10 protein-coding genes are annotated in these 15,154 nt (G+C 69.3%); 7 read left to right on the top strand and 3 right to left on the bottom strand.

Annotated elements, in window-relative coordinates:
* Window positions 1–63: 63 nt before the first annotated feature.
* Window positions 64–1,596: an alpha-N-arabinofuranosidase gene (locus tag O7616_RS24365; RefSeq protein ID WP_282304129.1), complete on the bottom strand. Its 1,533-nt coding sequence runs from the start codon at window positions 1,594–1,596 to the stop codon at window positions 64–66.
* A gap of 286 nt (window positions 1,597–1,882) precedes the next feature.
* On the opposite strand from O7616_RS24365, the gene O7616_RS24360 reads away from it, so the two are divergent.
* The 7 genes from O7616_RS24360 to O7616_RS24330 all read left to right on the top strand — a co-directional run bounded on the left by O7616_RS24360 (window position 1,883) and on the right by O7616_RS24330 (window position 13,082).
* Window positions 1,883–4,294 (top strand): glycoside hydrolase family 3 N-terminal domain-containing protein, encoded by a 2,412-nt coding sequence (locus O7616_RS24360; RefSeq protein ID WP_282304128.1) that lies wholly within the window; start codon window positions 1,883–1,885, stop codon window positions 4,292–4,294.
* 242 nt (window positions 4,295–4,536) lie between these two features.
* Entirely contained in the window at window positions 4,537–5,553 is a 1,017-nt protein-coding gene (locus O7616_RS24355) for a LacI family DNA-binding transcriptional regulator (protein ID WP_282304127.1), read from the top strand.
* A gap of 230 nt (window positions 5,554–5,783) precedes the next feature.
* Entirely contained in the window at window positions 5,784–7,919 is a 2,136-nt protein-coding gene (locus O7616_RS24350) for an alpha/beta hydrolase-fold protein (protein WP_282304126.1), read from the top strand.
* Between the two features lie 102 nt (window positions 7,920–8,021).
* A complete protein-coding gene (locus O7616_RS24345; RefSeq protein WP_282258631.1) occupies window positions 8,022–9,362 on the top strand; it encodes an extracellular solute-binding protein in 1,341 nt (446 codons plus the stop codon).
* Window positions 9,363–9,439: 77 nt separating this feature from the next.
* Window positions 9,440–10,381, top strand: coding sequence for a sugar ABC transporter permease (locus O7616_RS24340; protein ID WP_282304125.1), 942 nt, complete (start codon window positions 9,440–9,442; stop codon window positions 10,379–10,381).
* Window positions 10,381–11,265, top strand: coding sequence for a carbohydrate ABC transporter permease (locus O7616_RS24335; RefSeq protein WP_282304124.1), 885 nt, complete (start codon window positions 10,381–10,383; stop codon window positions 11,263–11,265). Before O7616_RS24340 ends, O7616_RS24335 begins: the two co-directional genes overlap by 1 nt.
* Before the next feature lie 89 nt (window positions 11,266–11,354).
* Window positions 11,355–13,082 carry an IlvD/Edd family dehydratase gene (locus O7616_RS24330; RefSeq protein WP_282304123.1) on the top strand — a complete coding sequence of 576 codons (1,728 nt, stop codon included), beginning with the start codon at window positions 11,355–11,357 and terminating at the stop codon, window positions 13,080–13,082.
* Window positions 13,083–13,175: 93 nt separating this feature from the next.
* On the opposite strand, the gene O7616_RS24325 is transcribed toward O7616_RS24330, so the two are convergent.
* Together O7616_RS24325 and O7616_RS24320 are read right to left on the bottom strand one after the other, a co-directional pair.
* On the bottom strand, window positions 13,176–13,955 hold the full coding sequence (locus O7616_RS24325) for an ABC transporter permease (RefSeq protein ID WP_282304122.1): 780 nt from the start codon (window positions 13,953–13,955) through the stop codon (window positions 13,176–13,178).
* Window positions 13,952–14,968, bottom strand: a complete 1,017-nt coding sequence (locus O7616_RS24320) for an ABC transporter substrate-binding protein (RefSeq protein WP_282304121.1) — start codon at window positions 14,966–14,968, stop codon at window positions 13,952–13,954. Before O7616_RS24320 ends, O7616_RS24325 begins: the two co-directional genes overlap by 4 nt.
* Window positions 14,969–15,154 lie beyond the last annotated feature (186 nt).

Raw genomic sequence — 15,154 nt, 5'->3', positions numbered from 1 at the left:
CCCCGGCCGCGTACCCCCTGGTGAGCCCAGGGTGTACGCGGCCGGGGTGGTTCGGTCGACCGGTCAGGGGGTCACGTCGGTGGCCTGGACCCGCAGCATGGTCCAGGACGCGGGCGGGAGGGTCAGCCGGACGCCGGTGTCGACGCCGCGTGCCGTGCCGTTGGGGCGCGGCTCGGCGTGGTCCGGACCGTCGGCCGTGTTCTTGGCGTGCAGGTCGGCGCCGCCGATGGTGACGCACTCGATGACGCCGGCCAGCCGGGCTCCGGTGACGTCGACAGTCACCTCGGCCGGGGCGGTGGTGACGCGGTTGACGAGGAAGACCGTCATCTCGCCGGTGTCGTCGTCCCAGGTGGAGACCGCGTCGACCGCGTCGATCTCGCCGAAGCGGTCGGTGGACGTCGTGCTGCCCTCGCGGAGCACGTCGAGCACCGCACCCTGGGCGTGCCGGGCGGTCCGGGCGAAGGGGTGGAAGATGGTCTGTCGCCAGGCCGCGCCACCCGGTTCGGTCATGATCGGTGCGATCACGTTGACCAGTTGGGCCTGGCAGGCCGCCGTCACCCGGTCGCTGTGCCGCAGCAGGCTGATCAGCAGACCGCCGACCACGACGGCGTCGGCCACGCTGTAGTGGTCCTCCAGCAGGCGCGGGGCGACCGGCCAGTCCTCGCCGCTCGGCGGGTTGGACGGGGCCGCGGACTGGTACCAGACGTTCCACTCGTCGAACGCGATCATGATCTTCTTGGTCGACCTGCGGATCGCCCCGACGGAGTCGGCGATGGCCGTGACCGCGTCGATGTAGCGGTCCATGTCCTCGGCGGAGGCGAGGAAGCTGGCCAGATCGTCGTCGACCGGCTGGTAGTAGGCGTGCAACGAGATCAGGTCGACGTCGTCGTACGCCTCGGTGAGCACGTCCCGTTCCCAGGCGCCGAACGTCGGCATGCCGAGGTGTGACGAGCCGCAGGCGACGAGTTCGAGGTCGGGGTCGAAGCGACGCATGGCCTTCGCGGTCTGCGACGCGAGACGCCCGTACTCGGTGGCGCTGCGTTGGCCCACCTGCCACGGGCCGTCCATCTCGTTACCGAGGCACCACAGCCTGATCCCGTACGGGTCGGGAGCGCCGTTGTCGCGGCGTTGGTCGGCGAGGTGACTGCCGGCGCGGTGGTTGGCGTACTCGAGCAGGTCGACGGCCTCGGCGGTGCCGCGGGTGCCCAGGTTGACCGCCATGATCGGGTCGACGTCCGCCTTGCCGACCCAGCGCATGAACTCGTCCAGCCCGAACTCGTTGGTCTCCAGGCTGTGCCAGGCGAGGTCCAGCCGGGCGGGTCGTTCGTCGACCGGGCCGACGCCGTCCTCCCACCGGTAGGAGGAGACGAAGTTGCCGCCCGGATAGCGGACGGTGGTGACGCCCAACTCCCGTACGAGTGCGAGAACGTCGCGCCGGAAGCCGTCCGCGTCGGCCGTCGGATGTCCCGGCTCGTAGAGGCCGGTGTAGACACACCGGCCCAGGTGCTCCACGAACGAGCCGAAGAGCCGGCGGGGCACCGGTGCGACGCGTCGGCGTGGGTCGAGGCTGAGGCGGTAGGGGAGTGGACTGTCCACGCCGGTCGAGTGCTCCGGCGCTCCGTCGAGGTGGGCGTTCAGGGCTGGCTCCCTTCGTGCGGGGTCCCGCCGTCGACGTGGACGTCGCGACGCGGACCCGGGGGTGGTGGGGTCGCTGCGAGCTCTGGACAACATGATGATCGCGGATTACGTTCTTGATCGATGTAAACGTTACCGATCACGTTTACGTTTGGGAATCCATCGCCCGTCACCACGTTCCGAGCCAGCGCACAGCAGGGCCCACGAGGCGGACGGGGCAGGCCGTGGCGGTGATTGGGGTGACCAGATGACCACTGTGCAGCCGGAGACCGGGGCGACCTACGCCGACGCGACGGCGCCCGTCTCGGAACGGGTGTCCGACCTGCTGGCGCGGATGACCCGCGAGGAGAAGATCGCCCAACTGGGCAGCACCTGGGCGTTCGCGGTGCTGGAGGGCGGTCGGTTCTCCGTACGCCGAGCCCGGCCGATCCTCGGCCACGGCCTGGGGCACGTGACCCGCGTCGCCGGTGCCACCAGCCTGAAGGCCGCGCAGGTGGCGCGGGTCGCCAACGCGATCCAGCGGTACCTGGTGACCGAGACCCGACTGGGGATCCCGGCGATCGTCCACGAGGAGGTCTGCTCGGGAGTGATGGCGCGGGACGCGACGATCTTCCCGCAGGCGATCGGGGTCGCGAGCACGTGGGCTCCGGAGTTGAACGGGCAGTTGGCGGACGCCGTTCGCGCGCAGATGCGCGCCATGGGCGGCCACCAGGGGCTGTCTCCGGTCCTGGACGTGGTGCGCGACCCCCGGTGGGGTCGGACGGAGGAGACCTACGGCGAGGATCCCTATCTGGTGTCCCGGATGGGCGTCGCGTTCGTCAGGGGTCTGCAGGGCGGCGACCTGACCGACGGCGTCATCGCGACGGCCAAGCACTTCGTCGGGTACGGGGCGTCCGAGGGTGGGCTGAACTGGGCGCCCGCCCACCTGCCCCCGCGGCTGCTGCGCGAGGTCTACCTGTACCCGTTCGAGGCGGCGGTCCGCGAGGGCGGCCTGCGGTCGGTGATGGCCGGCTACCACGAGCTGGACGGGATCCCGTGCCACGCCGACGACGACCTCCTCGCCGACGTCCTCCGCCGGCAGTGGGGCTTCACCGGCAGCGTGGTGTCCGACTACTTCGCCGTCAACGACCTGCACTCGTACCACCACTTCGCGCAGGACAAGCAGCAGGCCGCGACTCTGGCCCTCGGTGCCGGTGTCGACGTCGAGCTCCCGGCCACGGACGTGTACGCGGTAGCCCTCACGCGGGCGCTGGACGCCGGTGACGTCAGCGAGGCTCGGCTCGACGAGGCGGTCGCACGCGTGCTGCGGCACAAGTTCGAACTCGGGCTCTTCGAAGCACCGTACGTGGACGAGGACGCGGTCGCCGTCGCGGTGAACGCGCAGCGGCACCGGACCGTCGCGCTGGAGATCGCCCGCCGCAGTCTCGTCCTGCTCAAGAACGACGGCGTCCTGCCGCTGCTCGCGGAGGCCGGATCGGTCGCCCTCATCGGGCCGAACGCCGACGACGCCCGACACCTGCTGGGCGACTACTCGTTCGCGGCGCACATCGAGGCGCTGACCGAGGCGCGCGAGCGGCGGGGCCTGCTCGGCGAGATGATGACCATCCCGGACGATCTGGAGATCGACGAGAGCACCGACGGGGTGCCCACGGTGCGCGACGAACTCACGGTCCGCCTGGGGGACCGGGTGCGTTACGCGCCGGGGTGCGACGTGCTCGACCCCTCCACCGCAGGGTTCGACGAGGCGGTGGCCGTGGCCGCCGCGGCGGATGTCGCCGTGCTGGTCCTGGGGGACCGTTCGGGGCTGACGCCACGGGCGACCACCGGTGAGTCCCGGGACCGTTCCAGCCTGGACCTGCCCGGTGTCCAGGAAGACCTGGTCCGCGCCGTCGTGGCCACCGGCACCCCGGTCGTGGTGGTGCTCGTCGCCGGACGACCCGTCGGCAGCGACTTCCTGCACGATCGCGCGGCGGCGGTGCTGATGGCCTGGTTGCCCGGCGAGACCGGGGCTCAGGCGATCGCCGAGGTGCTCCTCGGCGAGGTGAACCCGAGCGGGCGGCTGCCGATCTCGTATCCCCGCAGCGTGGGCCAGCTGCCCGTCTTCTACGGCCACAAGGTGTCCGGCGGCCGGTCGCACTGGCACGGCGACTACGTCGACTCACCGGTGACGCCGCGATACTGCTTCGGGCACGGCCTCGGATACTCCTCGTTCATCGTCGAGGAGGCCACGGTGCGACACCCGCAGGTGCGCGCCGGCGACTCGGTCGGTGTCGACGTGGTGGTGACCAACGCCGGCCGTCGGGCGGGCGAGGAGGTCGTGCAGCTCTACGTCCGCGATCCGCAGGCGTCGGTCACCAGACCCGTACTCGAGTTGAAGGGTTTCGTCCGGGTCTCGGCCGCCGGTGGGCAGCGGGTGGCCGTGCGGTTCGACCTGCCGACGGGCCAGCTCGGCTTCTACGACCGGCGCCTGGACTACACGGTCGAGCCCGGGCAGATCGAGGTGTACGTGGGCTTCTCGGCGCAGGATCGCACTCTGGCCGGCAGGTTCGTCATCAGCGCCGACGCGGACCGGTCGCCGACGCCGAAGGTCTTCACGGGGACGGCCGAGGTTCGCGGACTGCCCGACCGACCCGGAGAGTCGGGCGAGTGCGACAGATGAGTCCCGATACGTGCCGCCGGGCCGGCGATTCCCCTCGTCCCGACGCGGTCCGTCGGTCATCGCAGGCGGTTCGTTGTTAGCGTGCCCACGACGGCGACAAAGGACGGTGTACGGCCGCGCCGTCGTCCTGGTAGGACGGTTTGCGCGAGGGTGAACGGCTCTTGTGTTCGTAATACTTGTCGGTTACGTTGGCAACACCCTGGAAACGTAACCGATAACGATTGCAGTCCAGAGGGAGCGGCATGACCGAGGTCAATGCGCCAGTGACAATGAGTGATGTCGCTCGGGTCGCCGGCGTTTCCACCGCGACCGTTTCGCGCGTGGTCAACGGGCATTACGGCGTCAGCGCCAACACGGTGGCCCATGTCCGGTCGACGATCGAGCAACTCGGCTACGAGTCGAGTCTCGTCGCCACGAGCCTCCGGCGCAGCCGCAAGAACGTCCTCGGCCTGGTGACCCACAGCTTCCAGTCGTACACGGCGGAGGTGCTCAAGGGGGCGATGAAGGCGCTGAGCCGCTCGGGCTTCGACCTGATCGTCTACGCCAACAGCGACCTCTACGGGTCCTACTCGGAAGGCTGGGAGCGGCGGCACCTGACCCGCCTGTCCGGCACGCTGACCGACGGCTGCATCGTGGTGACGCCCTGGGGTGAGGTGCAGAGTCGCACGCCGGTGGTCGCCATCGACCCGGCGCGGGGCTCCACCGGGCCCTCGGTCATGGCCGACAACCTCGCGGGCGCCACGGTCGCCGTGGAGCATCTGCTCGCCCTGGGCCACCGGCGCATCGGCTTCATCGCGGGTCGATCCAGCCTGGAGGCGGCCTGGTCCCGCGAGGAGGGCTTCCGGGCCGCGCTGGCCGGCGCCGGCGTCCCGGTCGACCCGACGTTGATCGGCCGGGGGGACTTCAACCCCGAGTCGGCGGTGCCGCTGGCGCGGGCCCTCCTACAACAGGCCGACCCGCCGACGGCGATCTTCGCGGCGAGCGACGGGATGGCCCTCAAGGTCCTGGAGGTCGCGCGGGAGCTGGGCATCGCCGTCCCGACGGACCTGTCCGTCGTCGGGTTCGACAACATCCCGGAGTCGGCGTCGACCGCGCCCGGTCTCACCACCGTGGACCAGTCGATGTACCAGCTCGGCTACGAAGCCGCGCGCATGCTGAAGTCACTGGTGACCGGCGAGTGGGAGGGGCCACGGCGGATAGTGCTGCCGACCAGCCTCGTGGTCCGCGACTCGACCGCGCCACCGAAGAGCGCGGGATGACCGTGATGCGCATTCGCCGACGAGACCGCCCGGCACTGCCGGAGACCGTGCCACACCGAGCGATCACGTCCGGCGTGCCCTTGGCATGAGGTGAAGGAGGTGTCGACGCAGAACCACGGCTAGATCCACCAGTGAATCGAGCCGGCCAGTCGGGTCGCATCCGCTGCCGGCGCAGAGAGGAGTGGAGCGTGACAACCGAACCGTACCATGGGCGCTTACGCAGGTCGGGCGTGCGTCGGCTCGCGGCGGCCTTCACCGCCGGGGTCATCGCCGTCGCGGCGGTCCTGCTCGCACCGCAACCGGCCGCCGCGGCGGAGACCCCGTGGCTGACCGTCTCCCCCGACCGCTACGCCTCGTTCGCCGTCCCGGCCGCCTACGTCCAGGAGCACCTGGGCACGGTGTCGCAGGTCGTGGTGGAGGGCAACTTCGGCCCGTCCTCGGCCACGGCGGAGTTCGGCCTGACCCGCCGTGGCGACGTGTGGTCCGGCGTTCTCGGCGCGCTTGAGCCCGGCCTGTACCACTACCAGCTCACCGCCGACGACACCAAGAGCATCAAGGACCCGACGAACGACACCCGCGTGGCGTCCGACCCGCTGCTGAGCACCTTCTTCGTCGCGGGCGACTCGGCACGCTGGTTGGTCGACGCGCCGGCCGGCACCGGTGGTCAGGTCACGACGCTGACCTACCGGACCAAGGCCGGGCAGCGGTCGGCAGTGGTCTGGACACCACCCGGTTACGCGGCCAAGGGCCCGAAGGGTTACCCGGCGCTCTACCTGCGGTCGGGTGACGGTGTGGCGGCCACCGACTGGCTCGATCTCGGGCGGACCAAGCAGATCCTCGACAACCTCTCGGCCGCGGGCGCGATGCGACCGATGGTGGTCGTGATCACCGACGACTCCGGCGACAAGGAGCTGAAGGACCTGCGCGGGGCGGTCGCCCGCACCTACCGGGTCCTGCGCGATCCGGCACACCAGGCGGTCGCCGGAGTGTCCGACGGGGCGACGCTCGCGGTGCGGGCAGCGCTGGCCAAGCCGGGTCAGTTCGGCTACGTCGGCTGGTTCTCCGGCCGGTCCGTGCCGGACGTCGACCGGAAGGACGCCAAGGCGGTCAACCGCACCGTCAAGGTGCTGCGCCTCTACACGGGCAACGTGACCGACCCGGCGTACAACGCCACCTACCGGCTGGCGAAGGCGTTGGGCCGGGCCGACGTCAGGTTCGAGTCCGACGGGGTCAACCCGGACGGTGGCGCGAACTGGGACACCTGGCAGGAGAACCTGGTCGACTTCGTGCCGCGGCTGTTCCAGCACGTGTCGGACCGCGGGCCGAGCCCCGGTCACGGTCAGCTGAAGGGCGAGTTCAACCCGCCGCCGGCGGGCACCACCCCGACGCCCTTCGTCACCGAGGACGGCTTCGTCACCTTCGAGACGACCACCGAGTTCGCCGACGCCCAGCACGTCACGGTGTGGGCGAACATCGCTCCGGGCGGCAGTTGGTTGCGCGTGCCACTGGCCCGTGACGGTGACCGGTGGCGGGCGACGGTGGGGCCGCTTCAGCCCTGGTTCTACTACTACCGGTTGATCGTCGACCGGGTCCCGTTCAAGGACACCTCGAACCCCACGAAGGTGACCACCGAACCGATGTGGAGCACCTTCCTCATCCCGGGTCCGGAGGCCCGCCTGCTGTCGGACGTCCCCGCCGGCCAGGGCGGAAAGGTCGAGAGCATGACCTACGCCAGCACCGTGGCGGGCCAGGACCGCACGGCGCTGGTGTGGACCCCACCCGGGTACGACCCGGGCCGCGCCGAGCCGTACCCCGTCCTCTACCTCCAGCACGGCGGGGGGCAGAACTACACGGACTGGGTCGAGATGGGCCGCGCCAAGCAGATCCTCGACAACCAGTTCCTCGACGGCGACCTGGTGCCCATGGTGGTCGTGATGGGCAACGGCAACTCGTCCGACTTCAACCGCGAGTTGTTGGAGAACATCGTCCCCACGGCACGGGCCCGCTACCACGTCTCCAGCGAGTCGTCGCAGCAGGCTCTCGCCGGCCTGTCGATGGGCGGCGGGCAGGCGTTCGGGGTGCTGCGGTCGTACCCCGGTGAGTTCGCCTACGTCGCGGCGTTCTCGGCCGGGTTCGGCAGCGGCACCGGGGTCGACGTGGAGGCGATCAACAGCGGCACCAGGATGCTGCGCCTGTACGTGGGTGACCAGACCGACTTCGTGTATCCGAGCTTCATGACGTCGCTGACCACGTTGGACAACCTCGGTATCCGCTACGAGTTCGACGGGGTGACCCCCGGGCCGCACGGCTGGGACGTGTGGCAGAAGAACCTCATCGACCTGGCGCCGCGTCTGTTCAAGCGCTAGGAGCCGTCGCCGGCGACGCCACCGGGAGCAGGATTCCTGCCCCGGTGGCGCCCGCCAGCGCACGGATGCCACCGCACCGCCACCCCGAAGGGAACCACCTCAATGAAGAGAAGACGGATACTCGCCACGGTTGCCATGCTCGCGGTCGGGACCGGCCTCGTCGCGTGCTCCTCCGACGAGGGCGGAAGTGACGCGAGCAACTGCACGAACACCATCACGAAGAAGGAACTGCCGGTCGTGACGATGTGGGGTTGGTACCCCAACACCCAACTCGTCGTCGACAACTTCAACAAGCAGAACAACGAGGTGCAGGTCTGCTGGACCAACGTCGGGCAGGGCGGTGACGAGTACGACAAGTTCCAGACCGCCATCTCGGCGGGCACCGGCGCACCGGACGTGATCATGGTCGAGGCGGACCGCATCCCGACCTTCCAGATCCAGGGCGCGCTCGTCGACATCAAGAAGTACGGCTACGACGCGGTCAAGGCCAACTACAGCGAGGGTGCCTGGAAGGACGTGTCGGTCGGTGACGCGGTCTACGGCGTCCCGGTCGACGGTGGGCCGATGGGCATGATCTACCGCAAGGACATCTTCGACAAGTACAAGATCACCCCGCCGAAGACCTGGGCCGAGTACGAGCAGACCGCGCAGAAGGTGAAGGACGCCGGTGGTCCGCTGTTCGGGGACCTCGGCGCGAACGTGCCGGCGGTCCTGATGGCGCTCCAGATCCAGAAGGGCGCCTCACCCTTCACCTTCGATCCGGCGCAGCCGAAGTCGATCGGCGTGAAGCTCAACGACCAGGCGTCCAAGGACGTGCTGGACTACTGGGGTGGCCTGGTCAAGAAGGGCCTGGTCGGGACGCAGGACCAGTTCACCCCGGAATACATCTCCGGCGTGATCAACGGCAACTACGCGACCTACATCTCGGCGGCGTGGGCGCCCGGCTACCTCACCGGTGCGGGCGTCGGCAAGGGCCAGGACACCGGCAAGTTCGCGGTGGCGCCGCTGCCGCAGTGGGACCCGGCCAACCCGGTGCAGGTGAACTGGGGCGGGTCGGCGTTCTCGGTGACCAAGCAGGCCAAGAAGCCGGAGTTGGCGGCGAAGGTCGCCTACGGGCTCTACGCCGACAAGGAGTCGCTCACCGACGGCTGGACCAACCAGATCATCTTCCCGCTGAACCTGACGGCACTCAAGGACCCCGCCTTCATCGACCTGAAGGTGGCGTTCTTCGACGGCCAGCAGGCGAACAAGGAGGTCTACGTCCCCGCCGCCGACGCCTACAAGGGCGTGCAGTACGCCCCCTTCGGCCAGTACTACCTCGACGCCATGACGAAGCAGGTCAGCGAGGTCATCAAGGGCTCCATCACCGGATCGCAGGCCGCGGACCGGCTCCAGGAGGACGTGGCGAAGTACGCCAAGGAACAAGGCTTCACCGTTCAGTGACCGGACGGGTGGGCCGCGCCGTCAGCGGGCGGGCGGCCCACCCTCGACCCCTCGGCGTCCACGTCCCGGAGACCACAATGACACTCCTGACCGAGAAGCGCGCACCGGGTGCTCGCAACGAGGCACGCACAATCCGTGGCAAGGTACACCTCCGCGAGCACCTGATGGGCTGGCTCTTCGTCGGACCGTTCGGGATCGTCTTCCTGGCGTTCCTCATCGCGCCGCTCGCGTACGCGTTGTATCTCAGTCTCTTCCAAAAGAAGCTGATCGGCGGGACCAGCTTCGTCCTCTTCGACAACTACGTGAAGGCGTTCACCGACCCGAGTTTCCTGTCCGGGGCGTGGTTCGTCATCCGCTTCTCGCTCGTCTCCATTCCGGTCCAGATCGTCCTCGCGCTCGCGATGGCGCTCATCCTGGACGCGGTGACCACGCTGTTCGCTCGCTTCTCCCGCCTGATGATCTTCCTGCCGTACGCGATTCCGACAGTCATCGGAGCCGTGATGTGGGGGTTCCTCTACAGCAAGGGCTTCGGCCCGCTCACCGACATCTTCGGGTTGTTCGGCGCCACCGCCCCGGACTTCCTGAGCAGTGACCTGATCTTCTATGGCCTGCTCAACGTCGTCACCTGGCAGTGGGCCGGCTATTACATGATCATCCTGTACGCGGCGTTGCAGGGCGTCGACCCCACCCTCTACGAGGCCGCCCGGATGGACGGCGCCGGGCGGTGGCAGATCGCGACGCGGATCAAGATCCCGTTGATCGCGCCCGCGCTGATCCTGATCCTGGTCTTCTCGCTCATCGGCACCCTGCAGTTCTTCAACGAACCGCAGATCCTGCGATACCTCGCGGCGGGCACGATCAGGACGGACTTCACCCCCAACATGTACGCGTACGAGCAGGCGTTCTCGCTGGCCAACTTCAACTACGGGTCGGCGATCTCGTTCGCCCTCGGCGGCGTCGTCTTCATCTGCGTCTACGTCTTCCTGTTCTTCACCCGCAAGCGGAGGAGTTTCCTCTGATGACCGCCCCCACGAGCGCCCGCTCCGGCTCCCGTCGGCCGCAGCGCTATCTCCCCATGCAGATCCTCCTCGGCTTCCTGGTGATCTATTTCCTCGTGCCGTTCTGGTGGATCATCGTCAACAGCTCCAAGGACGCGGCCGGCCTGTTCGGCGGCGACAACACCCTGTGGTTCGCCGACCAGGTCGACTACCTCGGCAACCTGAAGCAGCTGTTCACCCACGACGGGGGCATCTACCTCAGGTGGATCCTCAACTCCACGCTGTACGCGGTCGCCGGTGGTGTCGGCGCCACGATCCTGGCGGTGATGGCCGGGTACGGGTTCGCCAAGTACCGGTTCGCGGCCCGGCGGTTCAGCTTCGCCGTCGTGCTCGGCGCGTTGATGGTCCCCGCCACCGCGCTGGTCATCCCGACCTTCATCATGTTCTCCCAGCTCGGCCTGACGAACACGGTCTGGGCGGTGATCCTCCCGTCGCTGCTCAACCCGTTCGGGGTCTACCTGATGCACGTCTACGCGCGCGACGCGGTCCCCGACGAGCTTCTGGACGCGGCCCGGGTGGACGGTGCGGGGGAGGTGCGGACGTTCCTCCAGATCGCCCTTCCGATGATGCGGCCCGCGGTGGTCACCGTGCTGCTCCTGTCGGCGGTGGCGTCCTGGAACAACTACTTCCTGCCCCTGGCGATGCTCTCCGACAACCGGCTCTTCCCGGTCACCGTCGGTCTCGGCCTGTGGCAGGGGATCGCGTCGGCGAACAACGCGGGTGGCACCTCGCTGTGGAGCCTCATCATCCTGGGCTCGCTCGTGTCGGTGATTCCGCTGATCATCGCGTTCTTCAGCCTGCAACGACACTGGCGCGGCGGACTGTCCGTCGGAGGGCTCCGCTAGGCCGGATCGGTTACACCAGCCACCGCACCACCCGCTCAACGATCGCCGCGAACCCCCGCGGCGCGCACTGATGACAGAGGAGTGTGCTGATGTCGACGACGAATCGACCGCTGCGCAGCGCGCAGTGGTTCGGTGCGGAGGGCCGCAACGGGTTCATCCATCGGTCCTGGATGCGCAACCAGGGGTTCGCGGACGACGTCTTCGACGGTCGCCCGGTGATCGGCATCGCCACCACCTGGTCGGAGCTGACCCCCTGCAACGCCCACCTGCGGGACCTGGCCGAGTCGGTGAAGCGGGGCGTGTGGGAGAGCGGCGGCCTGCCTCTGGAGTTTCCGGCGATGAGCCTGGGTGAACCCCTGATGCGGCCCACCACCATGCTCTACCGCAACCTGTTGGCGATGGAGCTGGAGGAGTCGGTCCGGGCCAACCCGCTCGACGCGGTCGTCCTGCTCTCCGGCTGCGACAAGACCACTCCCGGCCTGCTGATGGGAGCGGCGAGCGTCGACCTGCCTACTTTGATGCTGACCGGTGGCCCGATGCTCAACGGCAAGTTCCGAGGTCAGGACATCGGGTCGGGCACCGTCGTCTGGCGCTTCACCGAGGAGATGCGGGCGGGCCGGATGAGCGCGGCCGACTGCGCGGAGGCGGAGGTCGGCATGTCCCGCAGTCGGGGGCACTGCATGACCATGGGGACCGCCTCCACGATGGCCTGTGTGACCGAGGCGTTGGGCGTGCAGCTCCCGGGGGCCGCCGCCGTGCCGGCTGTCGACTCCCGGCGGTACGCGCTCGCCCACGCCGCCGGACGCCGGATCGTCGCCATGGTCGAGCAGGACCAACGGTTGTCGACGGTGCTCACCAGGGAGGCGTTCGAGAACGCGGTGCGCGTCAACGCCGCGATCGGCGGTTCGACGAACGCCGTCGTCCACCTGCTCGCGGTGGCCGGACGCCTCGGTGTCCCGCTGTCTCTGGAGGACTTCGACGCCCTCACCGCCGACGTGCCCATGCTGGTCAACCTCATGCCCTCCGGGGCGTACCTCATGGAGGACTTCGCCTACGCGGGCGGCGTCCCGGCGGTGATGGCGGAGATCGCCCCGCTGCTGCACATGGACCACGTGACCGTCAGCGGGAAGAGCGTGGCCGACAACGTCGAGGGCGTGCAGTGCTGGAACCGGGACGTCATCGCCACCATGGCGGAGCCGTTCCAGCCCGCCGGCTCGGGCACCGTGGTGCTGCGCGGGTCACTCGCGCCGTCCGGGGCGGTGCTGAAGGTCTCCGCGGCCTCCGCCCACCTGCTCACGCACACCGGGCCGGCGCTCGTCTTCGACCGGATCGAGGAGTACGTCGTCGCGGCCGACGACCCGGACCTCGACGTGACCCCGGACACGGTGATCGTGGTGCGCAACGCCGGGCCACGTGGCTATCCCGGGTTCCCGGAGGTGGGCAACGTCCCCATGCCACGACGGCTGCTCGCCGACGGCATCACCGACATGGTGCGGATCTCCGACGCCCGGATGAGCGGCACCGGGTACGGCACCTGCATCCTGCACGTGGCCCCGGAGGCGTCGGTGGGCGGCCCGCTCGCGTTGGTGCGCACCGGCGACCTGGTCCGCGTCGACGTGGCGACGCGGTCCCTGGACCTGCTCGTCGACGACGCGGAGATCGCCCAGCGCCGCGCCGCCTGGCAACCACCACCGCCGGTCGCCGACCGGGGATGGGTGCGCCTGTACAGCGAGCACGTCCTGCAGGCCGACCAGGGCGCGGATCTGGACTTCCTGGTCGGCGGCAGCGGCAGCGACGTGCCCCGGCACTCGCACTGACCACGACGCGGCCCGGCTCGGGTCGCGGGGAGGAGGGTGGCGCACCGGCGCGAGTGCGCGGGGAGGGCTCGGCGGCCGCGAGCGATCTCCGACTCAGGAGGAGATCGCTCGCGCCCACGGCACGAGGAGTCGTTCGAGCCCGGCCATCAGGTAGAAGAGCAGCGCGCCCATGAGGGCGAGCAGGATCAGCGCCGCGAACGCGAGCGGGGTGTCGGCGGACTGACCGGAGCTGGCGATCACCGCGCCCAGCCCGGCCTGTGGGTTGATCACTTCGCCGATGATCGCGCCGATGATGGCCAGTGAGGTCGCCACCTTCAGGCCGACGAAGATCTGCGGCAGGGCCCACGGGAGTCGGACCTTGAGGAAGGTCTGCCACCACGAGGCGGACAGGGAGCGGGCCAGCTCAGCGAGGTCGTTCGGTGTCGAGGTCAGGCCGGCCATGGTCGAGATCAGGATCGGAAAGAAGCAGAGCAGCACCACCATCACGATCTTGGCCTCGTAGCCGAAGCCGATCCAGACCAGGAGCAGCGGCGCGAGTGCCACCTTCGGCACCGCGTTGATGCCGGCGATCATCGGGAGGACCATCCGTTCGACGGTCCGCGACGCGGCGAGCAGGACGGCGAGCAGGAGCCCGCCCGCCGCGGCGATCCCGAACCCGATGATCGTCTCCAGGAAGGTGATCCAGGTCTGCTGGGCGAGGTGACCGGGCAGTCGCAGGAACGCGTCGACGACGTCGGGTGGTGCCGGCAGGAAGAACGGTTCGATGTCGAAGGCCCAGGTGGACAGCCACCAGAGCCCGGTCGCGAGCACCGCGCCCAGGGCGGGCAGCCCGAGGGTCTGCCAGCGTCCTCGTGCCCGGGAGTCGCCGGTCACGACTTCTTGACGAAGGTCGGGTCCATGACGGCCGACGGCGTCAGGCCCGGCGGGATCAGGTCGGCGCGTTCGAGGACGGCGATGGTCTGGGCCACCCGCGCCTCGTCCAGGAACCCGATCGGGGCTCCGTCGGTGGGACGGACGTGCGGGGTCATCGCCTCGATCTCGCCCTTGCCCGCCGCCACCGTGTAGGTGGGCTTCGCCTTGTTGAGGATCGTCGCCGCCTCGTCCGGGTGCTCGATGCTGTACGTCAAGCCCTTGAGCGCGGCCTTGGTGAACCGCTGCACGAGGTCGGGGTCGTCCTTGATCAACGACGGAGTGGTGATGATCGCGTTGCCGAACAGGTCCGGCAGGTAGTCGCTGTAGGGCAGGACCACGACGTCCTTGCGGGCGGCCGTCTGCAGAGCGCCGCGGCTGAGCAGGAACGTGCCCAGTGCGTCGACCCGACGGCTCGCCATGAGCCCGTTGAGGGCGGTGGGCTGCACGCCCTCGATCTTCACCGTCGACGGGTCGAGCCCGGCCAGCCGCGCGTACGCCGGGAAGAGCAACTCCGTCACGGAGCCGGTGCCGGTCGCCATCGTCTTGCCCCGGAGGTCCTTCGGGGTGGTGATGTCGGTGTCCTCGGTGGTCATCACCGAGATCAACGTCTGCTGGTGCACGGCGGCGACAGCCCGCCAGTCGGTGAACTCGCCCTTGCCCGCCTGGATGACGGCACCGGTCAGGTCGAGGGCCCCGAACTGGACCTGACCCGACTTGAGCGCCGTCAGGTTCTGCTGGTTGCCGGCGCCCTCCTTGATGTCGACCTCGATGCCGACCTCCGCGAAGTAGCCCTTCTCCTTGGCGACCCAGGCGAAGGCGTCCCGGCCCACCGCCCCGAACGCGGTGATGTAGGAGACCTTGTCGGTGCCGCCGTCGGGCGGGTCGCCGCCGCCGTCATCGGTGCCGCCGCAGCCACCGGCGGCGAGCGCCACGGTCAGCCAGGCCGCCACGAGCGTGTTGAAGCGCTTACCCATGGGGTGCCTCCAGCTTTCGGGCGCGCGACGGTCGGCCCAACCGTGGATCGGCCCGCCGACGCGGGATCGGCATCGATGGACGATTTTAGATCAGGCGGGCGGTGTCCGTCAGTCCCGATCCGTCGGCGGCGTTGCCACACAACGAATTCACGCGTTCGTCCATAGTGGATGCAATCTGCGCGGGGT

The sequence above is a fragment of the Micromonospora sp. WMMD964 genome (assembly GCF_029581455.1).
In the GTDB taxonomy this organism is placed as follows: Bacteria; Actinomycetota; Actinomycetes; order Mycobacteriales; family Micromonosporaceae; genus Micromonospora.
The sequence above is the reverse complement of the archived record's forward strand: the minus strand, read 5'-3'. Positions and strand labels throughout refer to the sequence as shown.